Origin of the sequence: Thalassospira povalilytica (assembly GCF_002844235.1) — a bacterium.
Taxonomy (GTDB): domain Bacteria; phylum Pseudomonadota; class Alphaproteobacteria; order Rhodospirillales; family Thalassospiraceae; genus Thalassospira; species Thalassospira povalilytica.
This window is the reverse complement of the sequence record NZ_PGTS01000006.1, coordinates 254,565-272,365: the sequence shown is the minus strand read 5'-3', so window position 1 is coordinate 272,365 and position 17,801 is coordinate 254,565. Positions and strand designations below refer to the sequence as shown.

The following is a 17,801-nucleotide window of genomic DNA, read 5'->3' as shown; positions in this document are numbered from 1 at the left end:
TTCGGGGCGCAGTTTCTAATTGGCAACAATGGGGGCGTTATCAATGGCGGTCAAATGCAAAACCGTTACAGATCAATGTAAAAAAGGAAACGCCCCCAAGGGGGAAACCTTGGGGGCGCTGGGGAAGTCCGGAGCATCGGTTGGGAATGAAGGCCCCGGACCGGGGTGGGGTCGTTATCTGCGTGCGGCTTAGCTGATCGGGCGGCCGGTCACGCTGCTGAGTTCCATTTCACGAACGATGTCGCCGGCCTGGTTGGTTACGGTCGCGGTATAGGTGCCGCGCGGCGTTTCAGCCAGGCCGCCCAGTTTCAGTTCACCATTGCCAAACCGGATCACCATCGCACTGGCCAGAAGGTTCATCTGATCGGCGGTGAATTTGCGGTTGTAACGTTCGGCCTTGTCCGGGCGCGGCAACAATTTGCGCAAATCATGACGTTCATCACGGTCCATGCGCCCGGTTTTGGCATCAAACTTGACCACTTCGACCACGCCGCCTTGTGCATTGACTACAAGGACGTCGATCTTGCCCGGTTCTTCTGCCATCAGGGCATCACCGGTCTTAAGGTCGATCGTGCCGGTTTTAAGCAGCATGGCATCAATCAGAATGCGCGCTTCGGCCGGGGTCAGGGGAACTGCGCGTTCGCGATTTTCGCGGTCGAATTTTCCGCCTTTGCGATGATCACCGCGGTCGCCATCAAATTTGCCACCATGATGATCACCACCAAACATGGACCATTCACCGGGGCCACCATGGCCGCCGTAACCACCTTGACCGGCCTGGGCGGCGGCAATCGGGGTTGCGATCACGCCAGATGCGATCAGGACAGCTGCAAGTTTGAGTTTGTTGTTACGTTTCATCGTAAACCTCGTGTCGTTGGGGGATCGTTTGCTGAGGTCCGTTATCACCGATGATTGTCGCGAAATGATCCCCGGTAAACATCAAATTGGTCGCAACATTTGCCAAAACCGGGAAATGCGACAATTTGATACAAATTGGCGTTTTTGCCCCAAATGCCAACGCGCTAAGGTAAGCTGAGAACACCGTTGCAATGACAGGACCGCATATGAGCGACCAGCCCCACATTCTTGTTGTCGATGACCACCGCGATATTCGCGATTTGCTGGGGCGTTATTTGCGTCAGCACGAATACCGGGTGTCGCTGGCATCGGACGGGCGCGAGTTGCGCAAGATGATGGCTGATGATGTTTCGCCTGATCTGATTGTTCTTGATCTTATGATGCCGGGCGAAGACGGGCTTAGCCTGTGCCGCTGGCTGCGTGAAAATTATGATGTGCCGGTGGTGATGCTGACGGCACTTGGCGAAGAAACCGACCGGATCATCGGGCTTGAAATGGGGGCGGATGATTATCTGGCAAAGCCGTTCAACCCGCGTGAATTGTTAGCCCGGATCAAGGCGGTGATGCGCCGGGCGCAAAGTCTTCCTGTCGGGCGCAAGGGGCCGCTTCCGGGCGGTGAAGTACGGTTTGACCGCTGGGTTCTGGATCGGACACGGCACGAATTGCGCGATGCCAATGACGTGGTGCTGCCGCTGAGTGCCGGGGAATACGGGTTGCTGTGCGCCTTTGTCGAACATCCCAACATGGTGCTTAACCGGGATCAGTTGCTGGATCTGACGCGCGGGCGCGAAGCCGTACCGTTTGATCGCAGCATCGATAATCAGGTCAGTCGCCTGCGCAAGAAAATCGAGGCAGATGCAAAAAATCCGACCCTGATCAAAACGGTCTGGGGTGGCGGTTATATGTTCACCTGCGAGGTGGTCGAAAAATGACCAAGCGCCGCCTGCTTAAACGTCTTTGGCCGCAAAGCCTGACGGCACAGCTTGTCTGTCTGTTGCTGGGCGCGATCATTCTGACCCATATCGTGCTGGGCGTGATGCTGGCCGATGAACGTCGTGATGCGCTGGCATCCGAACGCCGGGGCAATGCGCTGTCGCGTGTGGCGGCGATTTCGCGCATTCTGACCACCACGCCGCATGAAAACTGGCGTGATGTGCTGCGGGTTGCCCAGTCACCGCAAACCCGTTTGCGGCTGGTTGAAGAGACCGGGGTCGTGGCCTCGGACGGGCATATTCCCGACAGCCTGACCAGCCGGTTGAATGAATTCCTTGCCACCGGTTCGGGAACGCAGGCACCTGTGCCCGCCCGGGTGGAAATCCTGACCGAAGACGAATGCTGGCGCGAACGCAAAACATTGCGCAACGCCAAGGAAGCCTTTCTTGATCAGAAACGCGATCAGAACCCGGCACGTCCATCGGGCAAAAATGGCGATTATCATTTCCATGACGACCGCGCAGCTCCTTGGGAATTGCGCTATATGGAACGGTTTGATTGCCATGTCGCACCGGTGATGCAGATCGCCGTGCCGATTTTCACCGCGGTCGGATCAACGTCGGAAGACGGCATGATTGATGATGCCCCGACCACAACCGAGCCCCTGCAAAACCGTGCGGATAACGCCCGGCCGCAAGTCTGGCTTGAAGCGATGATTGGCGGGGTGATGCCCCCGCCCTGGTTTGTTTTTGACAATGTGTTGCGAGTTGCCTTGTCGGCCCTTGTCATTGCCGTGATCACATTCTTTATCACCCGGCGGATTTCCCGGTCCTGGGCGCTTTTGGCGCGTGCGGCTGATCGGGTGGGGCGCGGCGATTATCCCGAACCGGTGCCTGAAACCGGGCCGATTGAAATCCGGCGGGCGGCCAAGGCCTTCAACCGCATGACAGCGCGTCTCAAACGTTTTGTCGAGGATCGCACACGCATGCTTGCGGCGATTTCACATGATTTGCGTACACCGATCACGTCGCTTCGACTGCGGGCCGAATTCGTCGACGACCCTGAAAACCGGGCGCGGATCATCGAAACGCTTGATGAGATGGAGCAAATGGTCGAAGCCGCGATGGCCTTTGCCCGTGAGGAAACGGCAAACGAGGACACCCGCAAGATCGACATGACCGCACTTGTGGAATCCGCGGTCGAAGATCTGGCCGAAACCGGGCGGGCGATATCATTTGTCGGGGATGGGGCGGCACGGGTTTATCCCTGTCGACCGCTATCGGTCAAACGGGCCTTTGGCAATCTGGTGTCCAATGCCCTGCGATTTGGCAAGCATGTCGAAGTGACCGTGTGTGATGCCGATGATGGCGGTTTATGGATTGAAATTGCCGATGACGGGCCGGGCATTCCGGTCGAAAAACGCGAACAGGTGTTTGAACCGTTCTTCCGGCTTGAAGAATCACGCAATCGTGACACTGGCGGTATCGGGCTTGGTCTGGCAATCGCGCGAACAGCGATCCGGGCCCATGGCGGGGAGATATATCTTGAAGATGCGCCAAAAGGCGGGCTTCTGGCCCGTATCTATCTGCCTCCGGCCCGAACCGAAACCGGGGTGTAAATCACGATCAGGCAGCCGGTAGTCCAAGCGGTTTCAGAGGGTTAAGAATTTTTGACAATTTGCCCTTGCGTTTTTAATGACCAATAGTCATTTGTGTGCCGGGAAATAGATTGTTTCCAAATCAATAATTGCGAATTGGCATTGCTGTTCTATGTAGGGTTTGCACTTGATCCAATGGCAAAGATGACGTCAGAGCCGTCAAAAGATGATAGGATGCTGTGCGTGCCCGCGATAAAACCGGTGCATCCGGGCAAAACACGGCTTTGACGGCCGACAGGTTTCAAGCAGGTCGGATCAAACAGTTTGGCGATCAATCTGGTCTTTGGATGAAGTGCAACCCTGGCGATGCAAAAATAAGCGTGTAAACGGACGGAGCGAACAATGAACAATAACCAGCAGGATTCAGCGGTCGTGACGTCGCTGCCAGGGACCAATTCGGCCCAGGCCGCGCGCGGTTTTGTGCGTTCGGTCAATGACTGGCTGATGGAATGCGCGCTTGATGATACCGACATCAGCGAACTTCTTGCTGGTATGGTCAGTCGCCTTGTCGCATCGGGCATTCCGATTGACCGTGTCATGGTTGCTTTCAAAACGCTTCATCCCCTTTACGAAGGGGTTTCCTATATCTGGAACAAGGAAAGCGGTCAGGTCGAACGCTCAACCCATATGGGGGTTGGCGATCAGGATCAGGATTGGGCCGAAAGTCCGATGAAATGGATGCTTGATAACGATGTCAGCTTCATGCGCCGCCATCTGATCGGGCCAAGTTCGGTGATCGATTTCCCGGTTCTTGAAAGTTTCCGCCGCAATCGTGGTACGGACTATTACGCACTGATGACACCGTTTGTCACAGACCGCGACAGCACGCTTGATAGCAACCGCATCTTCATGACCTATCTTACGCGTCGACCCAGCGGTTTCTCGGACGAGGATCTGGCAATTCTGTCGGGTATCCAGCGCCGCTTTGCCGTGTCGTGCAAAATGCGGATCAACCACGAAGAAACCAGCACCATTCTTGAAACCTATCTGGGATCTGATGCCGGTGCGCGGGTGCGCAACGGTCAGATCAAACTTGGTGACAGCACCAAAACCCGGGCGGTGATCTGGTTTTCGGACATGCGCAATTCGACCTCGATTGCCACCCATGTTGGCGATGATGCCTTTCTGGGTGAAATGAATGATTTCTTTTCCGCAACCGCGGGGGCGGTGCTTAAACATGGCGGGCAGGTGTTGCGCTATATCGGGGATGCGACCTTGGCGATTTTCCCGATCGGCGATGATGAAAACAATCTTGAAACAGCCTGTCTTGCGGCCCTTTATGCCGCCGCCGAAGCCCAGATCAATATCGATAGCCTGAATGCCAAGCGCGAAGAAGAAGGCAAGCCGCCCTTTGATTACGGACTGGGCATGCATGTCGGTGATGTGATTTACGGCAATGTCGGTGTGTCCGAACGCGTTGATTTCACCGTGGTCGGGCAGGCCGCCAACGAAGCCGCCCGGATCGAACAACTGACCAAGCAGCTTGGCAAACGTGTTCTGGTCAGTCAGACCGTCGCGCGGTTCATTTCCTGTCCGACACAGGAAATGGGGGCTTATGAACTGCAAGGAACCGGTGTCAGCGTCAAACTGTTTGCCCCGGATTTCGCCGAAGCCTGCCACCGGATCGAACTGATGCGCGCGGGCTAGGCCCGCCCGAATGCGAACATGAAAAAGGCCGGTACATCCGTGTGATGAACTGGCCTTTGTCTTTTTCCCCGGATGGAACGTTGTCAGGCAAGACTGTCGAAATCCTTCACAACGCTGCTTGCTGATTCACCGACATTGGAAAATGTCTTTTGGGCATCAGTTACCGCCTGTGTCGCAGCCTTGATGATATCGGCATAGGGCGACACTTCCTTTTTGACCAGCATCTGTTGCATGGCGACACCGGTCGTGGCAGATGCCATCGACATGATATTGCGCAGATAATCGGTGGAATCCTGAACCGCATAGGCTGCGGCCTGGGCGACTTTCTGATAGGCAACGCCGTTTGCACCGGGAAATGCCCCGTTCAGAACCGCATGGTTTGTGGTGCCCACTGCCTGAACGATCTGGGGATTGAGTGCGGTGCTGAGCGGCGGGGTGTTGTTTGTGTTGCCTGAACCGCCCTTGTCAGAATTGTCACCATCATCGCCCGATCCACCGCCTGCGGATTTGTCGCCTGCGGATTTATCACCGGCGGCTTTTGCGCCGTCATTTTCGCCGGCGGGCGGATTTCCGTTCTTTTGGCTGTCCTGACCGGTATCGGCGTTTTTGTCGGCATCTGTGGTTTTGGATGCGTCGGGATTGGTGTTGTCGTCGTCTGCCATCATGAACCTCTTGCGGGGCGAATGAATGCGCCGTTGTTGTCACTAACCGTGGGCATCAGATCCTGCGGGCACCGATCAGGTGCCGCCGCCACCTTTGCCGCCCATGCCGCCGCCGGTACTGTCAAGGATCATGCGACACGCGCTTGATGTGACGGCATTGCCAATCTGTTGCAGCCCGCCCTGGGTTTGCATGGCGTTTTGCATCGACAGACTGATGGAATGGGCCATCGTCTGATACACAAGGCCCATGGCCTGTGCGGGCGCCTCGCCAAGGACCTTGACGTTGGTCTGTGTCACGGCGTCCGTGATTTGTGCATTTACAGGGGTGTTGTCTGCCATTTCACGCCCTCATGTTTGGACCGTTGCCTGGCCGCAGAAAGACCGGGCTGGTCAGGTGCCTAGCGGCGGGTTGCTGCCAAAATAACCAGAAGAGTCAACAAGGCGTCGGCGTTGTCAGACCGGCCAAGTTTGGCGGTGGCCTGGGCGCCGGCCATGGTATTGACCGAATAAAGCTGCATCACGCCCTGATTGGTGGCGGCCTGCGAACAGATCGATGCCTGCTGCTGGGCCTGCACCGCATTCTGGAACAGGATCGAAGTCGAATGTGAGGCACTTTGATAGATCGAGCCCATCGCATTGGCGGGTGCAGATCCAAGAACACTGACCGAGCTTTGGGTAACTGCGTCGGTAATCTGACCGTTCACCGGGGTTGGAATAGCCATGATATCCTCCGAAAAGGCGGTCCGGGTGACCGCACATCTTTAGACGCGTAATGCGAAGTTTTGTGACCGGGTTCGAAAGCCTTTTTAAAAGGGAGCCTTGCGAAATGTCGGTTAGCCGGCCTGGGCGGTAATCAGCGCCACCAGTTTCGATGTGGCGGTATTGACGACCTGTTGCATGTTTCCCTGGGTCAGGGTGGCGTTTTCCATCGCAAGACCGGTTGCATGCGAATGCGATTGCAGGGCAATGGAAACCGCCTGTGCCGGGCTTTCGCCCAGAACCTTGACGTTGGTCTGGGTGATGGCATCGGTGATTTGCGGATTGACGATATCACTCATGGTACGTCCTCTTTTTATTCACCGGACTCCTGGGACTGTTCGTTTGTATCGTCCGAACCGTCTTCCCCGTCCTGGGTGCCGTTGCCAAGAAACATCCGGTCAAGATCGCCCCAGTCGGTTTCGTCATCCCAGAACGCGCTTTTCTTGGACGCGACGCCCTGTTGCTCAGGCGGCGGCAGCGGGCTTTCCCCACTCAGCTTTTGTTGTTGGGGTTCGGGCCCTTGCCCTGAAGCGCCTGTGTAAAAAAATTTGGTTTGCTGTCCTGTACGGACAGAGTGGCCTTGGCGCACTCCATCGTGGTTGCAAGGCTGGCAACGGCAAGCTGTTGCTGTTCATTGACCATATTGGCAAACAGGATGCCCTGTGCCTGGGCCTGCGACAGATAGGATTGCATTGCCCCCATTGCCGGACCATTGGCAATGACCGAGGTATTGGTCTGGGTGACGCTGTCGGTAATCTGTTCGTCGACTTCGTTGGGAGTGCTCATCACGGTGATCCTTACTGGTTACGACGATTCATCATCTGCATCACGCTTTGGGTCATGGTGGTCATGCCGATCATTGCGTTTTGCTTTTGGGCGGAAACCATGTTCGCCATCAAAATGTTCTGTGACTGGGTCTGACCAAGCATCGATTGCAGGGCGGCATAACCCGGCCCGGCCCCCAATGTTGCAACATTGGTCAGCGCGACACAGTCCGTGATCTGATCAGAAACAGCGCAGAGATGCTGTTCATCCGCAGCAGTCGTTTGGGTCTGCTGTGAACTGTCGCCGTCTTGCGCAGATGGTGTCGCTGGCATGTCCGTCTCCTTGGCTGGCGTAATTTGTACTTACCGGTATGACGTGCGAACGCCGACTTTGTGACAGAAAAAGCCCGGCAAGCTTGCGCATGCCGGGCGGGGTCGGCGGCGAAACCAATATGGAATTACGACACGGATGTTCCGGTCGTTGCTTTGAGTGCCGTCAAAAGCGACAGCATGTTGTCGGGCACGTCGCTTGCGGCCAGTTTCGAAGTTGCAACCGCACCAGCCATGGTGTCGACAGAATAAACCTGAATGACGCCCTGATTGGTGGCTGCCTGGGAAGAGATGCCGACCTGTTGCTGGGTACTGACGGCGTTCTCGTAGAGAATGCCATGAGAATGCGCCAGCGACTGGTAAAGCGAGCCCATGGCCATTGCCGGCGCATCGCCCAGAACCTTTACGTTGGCCTGGGTGACTGAGTCGGTAATCATGCCATTGACCGGAGTGTTATCAGCCATTGTGTATCTCCTGGTTGCCTAAAGAAGTGCCGGAAGGAAATTGACCCTCGCAACCGGCCCTTTCCGCATGTCTTGCGGTCAGACTTTTGACGGGGGCCGCGGGGTGTTGTGACGCAAAGCGCAGAAAAACTTGACGGGGCGGGCCAGCCTGGATCCCCAACGTAAATCGGGCGGTCGCTGATGGTTGCAACCGCCCGATTTAATGAAGACCTGCTTGGGGATACAGGGATTAGATATCAGCTTTTGACGGCCTGAAGCGCGGTCAGAAGCGAAAGCATGTTGTCGGGAACATCGCTTTTGGCAATCTTGGAGGTCGCAACCGAATCTGCCATCGTATCGACCGAATAGATCTGGATGACGCCCTGGTTGGTGGCGGCCTGCGAGGTGATGCCGATCTGCTGCTGTGCGCTGACGGCGTTTTCATAAAGAATGCCGGTGGAATGTGCGAGGGACTGGAAGATCGAGCCCATTGCCATTGCCGGGGCGTCGCCCAGAACTTTCACGTTAGCCTGGGTGACTGCATCAGTGATCTGACCATTGACCGGGGTCGGAATCGCCATTGTAAAGTCTCCTTCGTGTGCTTGTGCTGTGTGCTGCTTGCTGTTGTGATCTGACGGGGTTTCGCCGTCCCGTATTCAGTCTAAAGACGTTGGCCATATTGGGTTGTGACGCGTCTTTTCATTTTATCTGTTGTTTTTTGCATTCGATGATGCCCGGGGATGTCGGGGGATGCCCGGCTGTGCCTTGTTGGCGCAGTCCGGGCCAGGACAGGCAGGCCGATTACTGGATGCCTGCCCCTCTGAGATGTTCGCGCGCCAACTGGACACGTTTGCGCACGGCGCAATTGCTTAGTCCCAATGCTTCGGCAATTTCGTCGTAACTGCGATCCTGGACGCACCGCATCAAAAGCGGCTTGCGCAGTTTTTCCTGCATTGCCATCAAGGCTGTTTCAAGCTGGTCAAGCTGTTCGCCAGCAAGGAATGATTCTTCAGGGCTTGGAATGACCGGGGCGGTCATCGGGGATGCCGGGGTATCGGCACTGCCGTGGGTTTCTTCGCGATATTCCGCCTTGCGCCGGTTCTGACGATGCAGATCGATGCAGGCGTTATGGACAATACGCGACAGCCATGCGCGATGGTTGCGGATTTCGTCCATGGAATCTTCGAATTTTGTCGATGCCTTGACCATTGCCTCGGACAGGGCGTCCTGGGCGTCATCCATATTGCCGGACATCAGTTTCAGACATTGCTTCAAAAGACTGTCTTGCTGATCGATCCACAGCGGCCAGAAATTTGGTGCCGCGGGGCCTGTTTGCGGATCAAGTGCGGTTTCATGCGCACGGGTCGGATTGGGCCAGGCGGCGTTGTCGGCATCTTCTGACGGGCTGTCTTGGGCAGGGGGATAGGTCGGGGTGTCCGGTGTTTGCGGCATATCGCGCATGCCCGGAACCGGCTGGCGCAGATCAGTGCTTTCGGGGGATGTCGGCAAAATGCCGTGCAAGACATCCATCGGTGACAGGCCGGAAGTGCTGCCAAAACCCGGCAGGGCGCCTGCGATAATATCTTCCGGGCGCGGGCCGTTGCGGGATGGTTCCAGCCCCGGGAAACCGGCAAGCGGATTGAAATCCGCCGGATAGCCCGGTGGCGGGGTGTATCGATTGGTGGCCGGGGCGGATGCTGCTGGTTGGGGCGCATCGGACTGGGCATTGTGCGATTGTCGGGGCGGGGTTTGTCCGTTTGAAAGGTCGGACCGGTTTTCCCCCGGCCGTTCGGACGGGGCCGTAAGATCAGAGGAAATGTGGGCTGCGTGCTGAATGATTGACGCCGCATCCAGTGCCAGGGAAGGGGTGCCTGAACTGTCTGAAAGGTTGCGGTCGGGCGGGGCCGGATTTCGGGTTCCGGCTTCGCTGTTTGTGCCAAGCAACGCGTCGGTAACCGCAAGCCTGCTAAGATAATCTTCGGCAATGCGGGCACGCTGGTCGGGTTTCAATCGCGACCAGATGGAAGTGACGTTATCGCCATCTTCCATCGCCTGGCTAAGAGTTTGATCAAGGCTTTGAACGAAATGCAGCTCGGCCTCTGTCAGGCCCGCCTCTTCCTGTTGGTTGTTTTTTTCGTTCTGCACTATGGACCCCTCCAGTTGATAGATTGCAACCATAGGCTGATTAAGTTGTGCGACGTTTATTATGACGTGATTTCTAAGTGATTGTGAATAAAAGTTATTGCACAATTTTAAGTTGTATCACGGCGCGTATCTTCACAGCCTGCTTCATTCGGGCCAAGAGAGTAGTCGTGCACGTAGTTTTTCTGACTGTGCTGTTGTTTTTCGGGATCTTTGCTTTGATCCGTACGCGTGCCGGTTCGGTCAGGATGCGATGGGCAGATGCCCATGGCGGTTCCCGACCTGTGCCGGATCAACCTGTTTTTGCAGGCTGTGAATTCCTGGGGCTTTCCTTGTCCCCGGCCGGTGGCGCCGGCTCGTTTGAATCCTGTGCGGGAAAAGCATTGGCAAGTGCCGTTTCGACCTTGTCGGAAAGCAACTGCATCCTGAGATCGATTTCGCGTGTGATGATGTTGCGAATTTCCGTGGCGATATCGAACATGATCTGCTGATCGCCATGGTGGTTTGCCGATGATGTCATTTGCGGAGCACCTTGTGCTGGATAACCTGTTGGGTGCCCGCTGCCCGGACGCGGGGGCAGCGGGGCGGTCACGCCCGATTTGACCTGTTCGGCGTGATTGGAAATCGTGTATCGCTGATCAAGAACCTGCTCGCGGGCGCGCTCGGCGGCCTGGGTCATGGCTTTCTGGGTGGCCAGATATTCCTGATTGAATGCCTTGCGCACGGCATCCTTGCGATCGCTGGCGGTGGTAACATCCTTATGCGCCTGACCAGACATCAGGTGCCTCCCTTGGTGGAATTGTTCGGGGTGCTGCCTTTGGTGGTCCGCGACGACCCCTTGGTCGATGCCGAACTGTCCGATCCGGTATCCTCACCGGATGCCGGGGCATCCTGATCGGCCGATCCATCGGGGCTTGCGCCGCCGGCTTTGGTTCCGCCGGTTTTGGCAGAGGCCGGTTTTGCCGGTGCGGTATCATCGGTGCTAGACGGCAGAACAAAGCCATACGTCGCCAGATCATCCTCGGTCGGGCTTGTGGCAACACCGGTCAGGCTGGTTTCAAGGCGTCCATTGCTGTTCGACACCATGCTTGCCGCCTTGCAGGCGGCATTATCGCTTTGTGCCGCGCATGTCAGGATGGCGGTCGGTGTGCAGCTGCGCGTATCGGTCAGAAGCTGTGCGGTGACATTGAAACTTGTTTCCTGGTCATAGCGCACAAGGGTGACAAGGCTTGCGCCCTTGTCGCCTTCGCTGGGCGGGGTGATCTGGACCCAGAACGGAATGGTATAGTTCGGCCCGGCCAGGATGTTTCCCCCGACAATCGGGCTTGGCAAGGTTCCGGTATATTCAAACTGCACCGGGATCGGCGCACGGTCGGCAAAGATCAACCGGATCAGCGCAAGGTTGGGGGCGGCATCACCGGGAATTGAACCGACGGCCTGTTCGAGATGCAGGGCATAGGGGCCGCCGCTATAGACCGGGACTTCAGATGTTTGTGGCAGGGTGTCATCCTGTGCGGAGCTGTCAAACAAAAGCGCGCGCAATTGTGAAGGCACCGATGTCGGCACCGATACCGACAGTTCGGATTGCGCATCGGCAGACGGGCCGACATGCAATTTCCAGCTTTTGAGGCTTTCGGGGCTTTCATCGGCAATCAACCGTGCACCGATCGCGGTCTGGGCGGTCGTGCGGCCCGATGACATCGGGTACCCCTGTGCCATTGTGATGGTCCAGTCCGGGGTGTCGGCATCGCTGCTGGCACTCCCGTGCAGACTGGGCATGGCAGTTCTGAACATGTCATCAGCGATTACGGCCCCCTGAAGATCGGTTTTGCTCCCATCCTTATTGATGATGGTGACCCCCCACTGCGCTTGCGAGGTGCTTTCAGAAGAAGTTGTGCTGTCAAAGAAGGAACTGCTCATTGCGGAGGCCTCGCTGTTTCCTGTTCTGCCGGTCGTCCGGGGGCTTTGTGCGGCTTGGGCGATGACGTGTGTCGGATCGGGTATGGCGCTGTTGAAATTCGGTTTTGGCGCGCCTGTACGGGGCGTACCCGGCCCGTCGAACAGAAAACGCTGGATGATTTCAAAGGCGGTTTCACCGGGCTCGCTGATTTGACCGCTTTTCGGGGTGGCTGGCCGCGATGATCCGCCGGGACTGTTGACCGGCGGGCTGTCGATCAGGCCGAATTCCTGACAAAGGGCGGTCATGATGTCGAGTGCGGCCTGCGGCTCGTTCAATGGGCCGGGCTGGGGCGCAAACGAGGCCTCGGTGGGCTCTTTTAAGCCTTTTTCTGCCGCGGCGGGGCCTGCTTCGTGCAGATTGCTGCTGCCATCAGACGGGCTTGATGCGGATTTGGCCGGATCTGGTTTGGGCGCGTCACTGTCTGTCATGCATGCATTCCCCAGTGTTGCCCTTGTGGTGGATTTTGCGGCCGAAATGGCGGGCGAATTGACCACAAGGATTTAAACGGTTCCGTGCATTCAGACGTTCAAAGGGCGGGAATGTGAAAATATTGCCTCTGTACAATGGGGCGATACGGGACTTTGAGGCGCAAATCCCGTCTGTAAAAGACCGCGAAAATTCACGAATGTCGCAAGCTTTTCAAAGCCCGGAAAACACAAAACCCGCCGAAAGTGCAGCAAGCTGTACCTTGGCGGGTCTTGGGTTTTACAAAATGGTGCTGGTGATAGGATTTGAACCTACGACCTACGCATTACGAATGCGCCGCTCTACCAGCTGAGCTACACCAGCACGATTCATTTTGTGGCGCGGAAAATACGGACAATCACCGGGCTTGGCAAGTGCTTTATTGCTCTTTTTGTCAACAAACCCGAACAAGACACCGGGACCTTAAAATCACGGTTGATCAGCATAATATCACATTGACCGTACTGTAATTATGCGGCTTAGATGCGTGCGGTTGGAATTCATGCTTTGGGGGCAGGTGATGTGTCGTTGGCTCAGTTACGTTGGTGATCCGGTTTATCTTGAAAAGCTGGTGTTTGAGCCGCGCCATTCGCTGGTTGAGCAAAGCCTTCATGCCGAACAGGCCAAAACACCCACCAACGGCGATGGTTTTGGTATTGGCTGGTATGATGAACGCCCGACACCGGGCCTTTATCGTGAAATTCTTCCGGCCTGGAATGACCCGAACCTGCGGTCGCTTGCCCATCACATCAAATCGGGGCTGTTTTTCGCCCATGTCCGGGCCTCGACCGGCACGCATACCAGCCGCACTAATTGCCATCCCTTTGCCCATGACAAATATCTGTTCATGCATAACGGCCAAATCGGCGATTACCCGCTGGTGCGCCGGTCGCTTGAAAACATGATCGAGGATGAATTCTATGCCGGCCGGCAGGGATCCACCGATAGCGAGCTGATCTTTTGCCTGATGCTGACACTTGGTCTGAAAGAAGACCCGCACCGCGCGATCCGCCGCACCATTGAAGTCGTCGAAAATGAAATGAAGGCACGCGGCGCAACCGCCCCGTTCCGTTTCACCGCTTGCCTGTCAAACGGCAAAAGCGTCTGCGCCATCCGCCACGCCAGCGACGACAAACCGCCATCCCTTTACTGGCGCAAACGCGACGATCATGTGATTGTTGTTTCCGAACCGCTTGATACAGAAACCGAAAGCTGGACGGCTGTTGCCCCCAACCACACCCTTCATGTCGAGGGCGATCTCACCATCAGTGAAGAGGCAACTCTTAAGGTGTAGTTCCAATTTAGGTTGAGATGATTTAAGACTTTCTCCTCTGGAGGGTGTTTCGGCATTCAGAATTAGGGAGGGGCGGTATGACGTGTCTGCAAGCGCTGGGCCAAGCTGTTTTCAAGCTTGGTGTGATTGCGATAGTCCCTATTCTTTGCGTGCCACTTTATTATCGGGTCGGTTTTGCCTTTGTGAAAGAGCCTGCCCCTCAAAGTGTTATTATCAGGCTCGGTAACACTGTCCTTGAAGTTCCAAGCGAAGTGGTGATTGAAGACGTATATTTTGGGAAGGCTTGGACGAGTGAGAGCCGGCTGGATCACAGCTCATCAATCAACATCGAACTACCCATATTCGAAAAAAGTCGCCCATCTATCATCACTCTGCATCCCTTTACAAACGAGGACCAGCTTGCCCACCCGGAGGCTGTCGATGCCTATTTGGGGAACGGACGATATTCAGACAGGTTTATTCGATGGTAACCGCGGTGTGTGGGAAGTGTTTAGCTCTGCGTCTGATGCCCGTCAGTGGCATCTGTTTTCCCAAGATCCTCTGGGGCAGACAATTGAGGGACGCATTCCATGGGTTGCGTTCTGCCATAACGGCAGCTTTGTTGAGGGACGGGACAAACTGACTTGTCTTTCTCGGACAAAGCTGGATGGCTTGTTCGCGCAGTTTAGGTTTGACTACGACCGCCTGCCAGAGTTGGTCGACGCCAAGAGGAACGTAATCAAGTTTCTCGAAGGCATTCGAGTCTCAAATCAAACAACGGAAAACATAGAATGATAAGGTTTGATGTTGAATTTGTATGGATGCCAGAGTCGATTTCAGGAGGAAATATAAAGCCGTTCAATAGCATGCGAACTTTGATTCGTTGAGAACGATACATAGAGGATTACTTTGATTTGGCTTACGACGTTCAATGGGAAGTCGTTCAGTTCAATCCTGACATTCTCCGAGGGAGTGCTAATTGCACTTTCTCTCCCGATATCGTCCTTGAAAACAAGTTTCTGAAAGTGGGGGAAACGGTTCACTTCTTAAACGGGTGACACTTGCTGGCAGTGGGGAAAATCACCAGCGTAACAGAGGTCTGATAAAGGGTTATTTCATCAGTTTCTGATGCCCAGTTTTGACCGAAGCCCATATCTAAGCCTAAAACACTTTAGGTGCGGAAAAATCCTTAATTGCAGAAATGAATTTATTGCCCTTGTCGCCAGCCACGGCCAGAATTCTCATCTGTTCATTTTCAAGTGTATTTTTATTACAAAACAAAATTGATACAGCATCATCGTATTCATCTGTTGCATGAAACGTTGTCAAAACAGGACTTTTTGATGGGAGCAAATCTCTCTCGCTTAAGTCGAGGATGATGTCATCAATGAAATCGTGAATTTTCTCTGAACCGTCTCCGATTGTAACAAACAAAGAGCAACCTTTTATCATCATGTTCTCAAAACACGATTTGAGCATCGTTTGAGTGTAGTTCTTGATTGCTTCGGACTCTAAGAATACGGCCGAGCATATTTCGTCGGATGTGGCCGGGAAGGTATCAAGGTCGCTTGCTACGATGATTTCCGTAGATCCGATACTTGTTCGGTTCATTTTAATGCCTCAGTACGTCGATGCCGTCAAAGTTAGCAAACTTTAATTACACGTTAAAGTCGAGGTCGATTAGGAAGCAACAACAATCTTAAAGCGCGCCTTAACCAGCGCGCGTTGCAGGGCATCGCCCGGGGCGCTGTTTAGAAGCACCGTTCGAAAATCACTGGCATGGCCGTCGCGACAAAGGGCTTTGCGGCCAACCTTTTTCTCGTCGATCATCAGGATCGCGTGATCGCAGCAGCCGACCAGTGCGCGTCTTGCACGGACTTCATCCATGTTGAACCCAAGCAGGGCGTCGTTATCTGTGATGCCGCTAGCACGGAAAATCCCGCAAACAGCGCAACATTATGTGAGCAGTTCTTTATAATATTGTTATGTCCAATCAAACATTATTATAAAATGTTTTAGGGAAATTAAATCTATACATAGGGGTGTTTTCGTATACTTTTGCACCAATTGATTGTGTTTTATGCAGCAATTAGGTTGTTGAAAATATTTTTTCAACAATAAAGTGCGCTTTTCTGGATGCTTGGATCTTTATCCCTTTTGTCGCGTAGGTATTTGTTTGCCCTCGGATTCATCATGGCCCTTTTGCTGCTTTGTGCGGCTCTATTTGGATACATTGCGCACAAGAACAATTGGCCCGCGCAAGCACATGAATATTTCAGCGGGATAACGCCTGCTTGTTGTCTGGACCGTGTATTGCCGAAACTTCAGCTTCAAGAAGGTGCTGAGACTTTCGAAAAAATTGATGCAGTACGTAACTTTGTTTTCCAAAATAGTATGCATGCCGATCACGATTTTGATCAAACGCCTCACCCGTATGACACCGGCGGCGTAATTCGAGCACTGATTGACGCAAGCGATGGCAATAGGCATCCAATGGCCTTGATGTGCTCATCGCGCTCGAATGCTATGACAGGTATACTCGATCAGATGGGATACAGTTCCAGGCAAGTGCATGTTTTTGCACCTGTTTCTAGCTCTCATACCTTTCTTGAAGTCCAGAGCCCGGAAGATGGGAAATGGTATATCCAAGACCCGGATTATAACCTGTTCTGGATGAAAGCAGAGACAGGAGAGCGATTAGGGCTAGGGGAAATGCTTTCAACGCCTCTGGAAGAAGTTCTGCCTTGTAAGGCGGAGGGGGATTGTGACTGGGAGTACGCAAAGCCTATAGCTAATTCATTTGGCGCCGGAATATATTTTAATTTCAATGCGACACCTCTGATCGTTATTAATAAAGACAGGTTCGATTTGGACACGCGCCTTGAGTACATCTCTCCTCCCGGCACGATCACTGAGTTTGCCGAAAGAACTTGGGGAAAAGATTATGGTGAACCGATCGTGAGTGTGATTTCAGGCGGGAAGTGACTTTAAAAGTGCTAAAACCCAATTATTTGCAGCGTGCATTTATGCCGAGATGACAATTTTGCAACGCGCCCTGACCAGCGCGCGTTGCAGGGCATCGCCGGGTGCACTGTTGAGAAGTACCGTTTGAAAATCGCTGGCGTGGCCGTCACGGCAAAGCGCTTTGCGGCCGACCTTTTTTTCGTCGATCATCAGGATCGCGTGGTCGCAACAGCCGACAAGTGCGCGCCTTGCGCGGACTTCATCCATGTTGAAATCAAGCAAATCGCCGTCATCGGTCATGCCGCCGACACTGACAATCCCGTAATCGGCGCGAAGCCCGCCAAAGAAATCAGCACTATCGGCCCCGATAATATCAAGATCACGGGTGCGCACCGTGCCACCGGCAAGGCGGAGTGTGACATTGGGCGCATTTTGCAGGGTCAGCACCACATGCAGGTTGTTGGTCAGTACGGTCAAATTGCGATGTGATGAAAGGTGCTGGGCGGCGAGTTCGGCGGTGGTGCCGGTGCCAATCGCAATCGTGCAGCCCTCAGGGATCAGCTCGGCGATCTTGGCGGCAATCGCCATCTTGCCCGACCGGTTCCAGACTTCACGCTTTTCATAGGCCGAGTTATCCGGATCAGGTGCGGGACCTGCAAGGCCATGACGGCGAAACACGCGCCCCTGTTCCTGAAGATCGCGCAGATCGGTGCGGATGGTCTGAACCGATACATTGAACCGGCGTGCCAATTCTTCGACCGCCATGAAGCCACAGGATTTCACAAGGGCGACGATGCGGTCACGACGACGGTCAAGCGGAACAGGATCTGGGATCTCGGACACGTTTATTTCTTTCGTTCGAAAGGCATGGTTTCGTTTGTGTTCCGAGTATAGACAGGCCTGAATGTAACTGAAAAGCCCGGTTTTCCTGTTGAAACATTTAA

Annotated in this window: 21 protein-coding genes and 1 tRNA gene; 6 read left to right on the top strand and 16 right to left on the bottom strand. The window is 54.7% G+C overall.

Annotation, left to right across the window (positions count from 1 at the left end):
- Positions 1–189: 189 nt before the first annotated feature.
- The gene (locus CU041_RS16675) at positions 190–858 is read right to left on the bottom strand and encodes a hypothetical protein (RefSeq protein WP_101247746.1); all 669 of its coding nucleotides are present in this window, start codon (positions 856–858) and stop codon (positions 190–192) included.
- A 206-nt stretch (positions 859–1,064) separates the two neighbouring features.
- On the opposite strand from CU041_RS16675, the gene CU041_RS16670 reads away from it, so the two are divergent.
- The 3 genes from CU041_RS16670 (at position 1,065) to CU041_RS16660 (ending at position 5,095) form a co-directional block, all read left to right on the top strand.
- Positions 1,065–1,790 carry a response regulator gene (locus tag CU041_RS16670; RefSeq protein ID WP_068518677.1) on the top strand — a complete coding sequence of 242 codons (726 nt, stop codon included), beginning with the start codon at positions 1,065–1,067 and terminating at the stop codon, positions 1,788–1,790.
- Positions 1,787–3,409 (top strand): ATP-binding protein, encoded by a 1,623-nt coding sequence (locus CU041_RS16665; protein ID WP_101247745.1) that lies wholly within the window; start codon positions 1,787–1,789, stop codon positions 3,407–3,409. Before CU041_RS16670 ends, CU041_RS16665 begins: the two co-directional genes overlap by 4 nt.
- 381 nt (positions 3,410–3,790) lie before the next feature.
- Positions 3,791–5,095: an adenylate/guanylate cyclase domain-containing protein gene (locus CU041_RS16660; protein WP_101247744.1), complete on the top strand. Its 1,305-nt coding sequence runs from the start codon at positions 3,791–3,793 to the stop codon at positions 5,093–5,095.
- Positions 5,096–5,178: 83 nt separating this feature from the next.
- Here the strand turns inward: CU041_RS16660 and CU041_RS20990 are convergent, their stop codons facing one another.
- The 12 genes from CU041_RS20990 to CU041_RS16600 form a co-directional block, all read right to left on the bottom strand.
- A complete protein-coding gene (locus CU041_RS20990; RefSeq protein ID WP_233433149.1) occupies positions 5,179–5,757 on the bottom strand; it encodes a hypothetical protein in 579 nt (192 codons plus the stop codon).
- Between the two features lie 75 nt (positions 5,758–5,832).
- Positions 5,833–6,096, bottom strand: a complete 264-nt coding sequence (locus tag CU041_RS16650) for a RebB family R body protein (RefSeq protein WP_068518673.1) — start codon at positions 6,094–6,096, stop codon at positions 5,833–5,835.
- 59 nt (positions 6,097–6,155) lie between these two features.
- Positions 6,156–6,479 carry a RebB family R body protein gene (locus CU041_RS16645; protein ID WP_101247743.1) on the bottom strand — a complete coding sequence of 108 codons (324 nt, stop codon included), beginning with the start codon at positions 6,477–6,479 and terminating at the stop codon, positions 6,156–6,158.
- A 111-nt stretch (positions 6,480–6,590) separates the two neighbouring features.
- The gene (locus tag CU041_RS16640; protein WP_068518671.1) at positions 6,591–6,815 is read right to left on the bottom strand and encodes a RebB family R body protein; all 225 of its coding nucleotides are present in this window, start codon (positions 6,813–6,815) and stop codon (positions 6,591–6,593) included.
- A gap of 193 nt (positions 6,816–7,008) precedes the next feature.
- A complete protein-coding gene (locus CU041_RS16635; RefSeq protein ID WP_068518670.1) occupies positions 7,009–7,302 on the bottom strand; it encodes a RebB family R body protein in 294 nt (97 codons plus the stop codon).
- An 11-nt stretch (positions 7,303–7,313) separates the two neighbouring features.
- Entirely contained in the window at positions 7,314–7,613 is a 300-nt protein-coding gene (locus CU041_RS16630; protein WP_101247742.1) for a RebB family R body protein, read from the bottom strand.
- A 125-nt stretch (positions 7,614–7,738) separates the two neighbouring features.
- Complete coding sequence (locus tag CU041_RS16625) at positions 7,739–8,074, bottom strand: RebB family R body protein (protein ID WP_068518668.1); 336 nt, start codon at positions 8,072–8,074, stop codon at positions 7,739–7,741.
- A gap of 236 nt (positions 8,075–8,310) precedes the next feature.
- Positions 8,311–8,634 carry a RebB family R body protein gene (locus CU041_RS16620; protein ID WP_068518667.1) on the bottom strand — a complete coding sequence of 108 codons (324 nt, stop codon included), beginning with the start codon at positions 8,632–8,634 and terminating at the stop codon, positions 8,311–8,313.
- Positions 8,635–8,854: 220 nt separating this feature from the next.
- Positions 8,855–10,198 (bottom strand): RNA polymerase sigma factor, encoded by a 1,344-nt coding sequence (locus CU041_RS16615; protein WP_170310285.1) that lies wholly within the window; start codon positions 10,196–10,198, stop codon positions 8,855–8,857.
- Between the two features lie 289 nt (positions 10,199–10,487).
- Positions 10,488–10,973 (bottom strand): hypothetical protein, encoded by a 486-nt coding sequence (locus CU041_RS16610; protein WP_068518665.1) that lies wholly within the window; start codon positions 10,971–10,973, stop codon positions 10,488–10,490.
- Positions 10,973–12,583 carry a hypothetical protein gene (locus CU041_RS16605; RefSeq protein WP_170310284.1) on the bottom strand — a complete coding sequence of 537 codons (1,611 nt, stop codon included), beginning with the start codon at positions 12,581–12,583 and terminating at the stop codon, positions 10,973–10,975. The genes CU041_RS16610 and CU041_RS16605 overlap by 1 nt, the downstream gene beginning before the upstream one ends.
- A 285-nt stretch (positions 12,584–12,868) precedes the next feature.
- Positions 12,869–12,944: transfer RNA gene (locus CU041_RS16600), tRNA-Thr, on the bottom strand.
- 196 nt (positions 12,945–13,140) lie between these two features.
- Between CU041_RS16600 and CU041_RS16595 the strand changes: the two genes are divergently transcribed.
- Both CU041_RS16595 and CU041_RS16590 read left to right on the top strand, forming a co-directional pair.
- Positions 13,141–13,914 (top strand): class II glutamine amidotransferase, encoded by a 774-nt coding sequence (locus CU041_RS16595; protein ID WP_101247802.1) that lies wholly within the window; start codon positions 13,141–13,143, stop codon positions 13,912–13,914.
- A gap of 77 nt (positions 13,915–13,991) precedes the next feature.
- Entirely contained in the window at positions 13,992–14,384 is a 393-nt protein-coding gene (locus CU041_RS16590) for a hypothetical protein (protein ID WP_101247739.1), read from the top strand.
- A 670-nt stretch (positions 14,385–15,054) separates the two neighbouring features.
- Here CU041_RS16590 and CU041_RS16580 read toward each other — a convergent pair.
- Both CU041_RS16580 and CU041_RS16575 read right to left on the bottom strand, forming a co-directional pair.
- Positions 15,055–15,504, bottom strand: coding sequence for a DUF7684 family protein (locus CU041_RS16580; protein WP_101247737.1), 450 nt, complete (start codon positions 15,502–15,504; stop codon positions 15,055–15,057).
- Positions 15,505–15,573: 69 nt separating this feature from the next.
- Complete coding sequence (locus tag CU041_RS16575) at positions 15,574–15,780, bottom strand: sugar phosphate isomerase family (protein ID WP_233433148.1); 207 nt, start codon at positions 15,778–15,780, stop codon at positions 15,574–15,576.
- Positions 15,781–16,086: 306 nt separating this feature from the next.
- On the opposite strand from CU041_RS16575, the gene CU041_RS16570 reads away from it, so the two are divergent.
- Entirely contained in the window at positions 16,087–16,878 is a 792-nt protein-coding gene (locus CU041_RS16570; RefSeq protein WP_170310283.1) for a hypothetical protein, read from the top strand.
- Between the two features lie 39 nt (positions 16,879–16,917).
- Here CU041_RS16570 and CU041_RS16565 read toward each other — a convergent pair whose 3' ends face one another.
- Positions 16,918–17,700: a DeoR/GlpR family DNA-binding transcription regulator gene (locus CU041_RS16565; RefSeq protein ID WP_101247735.1), complete on the bottom strand. Its 783-nt coding sequence runs from the start codon at positions 17,698–17,700 to the stop codon at positions 16,918–16,920.
- Between the last annotated feature and the right edge of the window lie 101 nt (positions 17,701–17,801).

Coding starts and splice junctions, on each gene's coding strand:
- CU041_RS16590 (WP_101247739.1), top strand. CDS start 13,992: ATGACGTGTCTGCAAGCGCTGGGCCAAGCTGTTTTCAAGCTTGGTGTG.
- CU041_RS16660 (WP_101247744.1), top strand. CDS start 3,791: ATGAACAATAACCAGCAGGATTCAGCGGTCGTGACGTCGCTGCCAGGG.
- CU041_RS16575 (WP_233433148.1), bottom strand. CDS start 15,780: ATGGATGAAGTCCGTGCAAGACGCGCACTGGTCGGCTGCTGCGATCAC.
- CU041_RS16570 (WP_170310283.1), top strand. CDS start 16,087: ATGGCCCTTTTGCTGCTTTGTGCGGCTCTATTTGGATACATTGCGCAC.
- CU041_RS16605 (WP_170310284.1), bottom strand. CDS start 12,583: ATGACAGACAGTGACGCGCCCAAACCAGATCCGGCCAAATCCGCATCA.
- CU041_RS16625 (WP_068518668.1), bottom strand. CDS start 8,074: ATGGCTGATAACACTCCGGTCAATGGCATGATTACCGACTCAGTCACC.
- CU041_RS16650 (WP_068518673.1), bottom strand. CDS start 6,096: ATGGCAGACAACACCCCTGTAAATGCACAAATCACGGACGCCGTGACA.
- CU041_RS16665 (WP_101247745.1), top strand. CDS start 1,787: ATGACCAAGCGCCGCCTGCTTAAACGTCTTTGGCCGCAAAGCCTGACG.
- CU041_RS16640 (WP_068518671.1), bottom strand. CDS start 6,815: ATGAGTGATATCGTCAATCCGCAAATCACCGATGCCATCACCCAGACC.
- CU041_RS16610 (WP_068518665.1), bottom strand. CDS start 10,973: ATGTCTGGTCAGGCGCATAAGGATGTTACCACCGCCAGCGATCGCAAG.
- CU041_RS16675 (WP_101247746.1), bottom strand. CDS start 858: ATGAAACGTAACAACAAACTCAAACTTGCAGCTGTCCTGATCGCATCT.
- CU041_RS16595 (WP_101247802.1), top strand. CDS start 13,141: ATGTGTCGTTGGCTCAGTTACGTTGGTGATCCGGTTTATCTTGAAAAG.
- CU041_RS16645 (WP_101247743.1), bottom strand. CDS start 6,479: ATGGCTATTCCAACCCCGGTGAACGGTCAGATTACCGACGCAGTTACC.
- CU041_RS16620 (WP_068518667.1), bottom strand. CDS start 8,634: ATGGCGATTCCGACCCCGGTCAATGGTCAGATCACTGATGCAGTCACC.
- CU041_RS16580 (WP_101247737.1), bottom strand. CDS start 15,504: ATGAACCGAACAAGTATCGGATCTACGGAAATCATCGTAGCAAGCGAC.
- CU041_RS16630 (WP_101247742.1), bottom strand. CDS start 7,613: ATGCCAGCGACACCATCTGCGCAAGACGGCGACAGTTCACAGCAGACC.
- CU041_RS20990 (WP_233433149.1), bottom strand. CDS start 5,757: ATGGCAGACGACGACAACACCAATCCCGACGCATCCAAAACCACAGAT.
- CU041_RS16635 (WP_068518670.1), bottom strand. CDS start 7,302: ATGAGCACTCCCAACGAAGTCGACGAACAGATTACCGACAGCGTCACC.
- CU041_RS16670 (WP_068518677.1), top strand. CDS start 1,065: ATGAGCGACCAGCCCCACATTCTTGTTGTCGATGACCACCGCGATATT.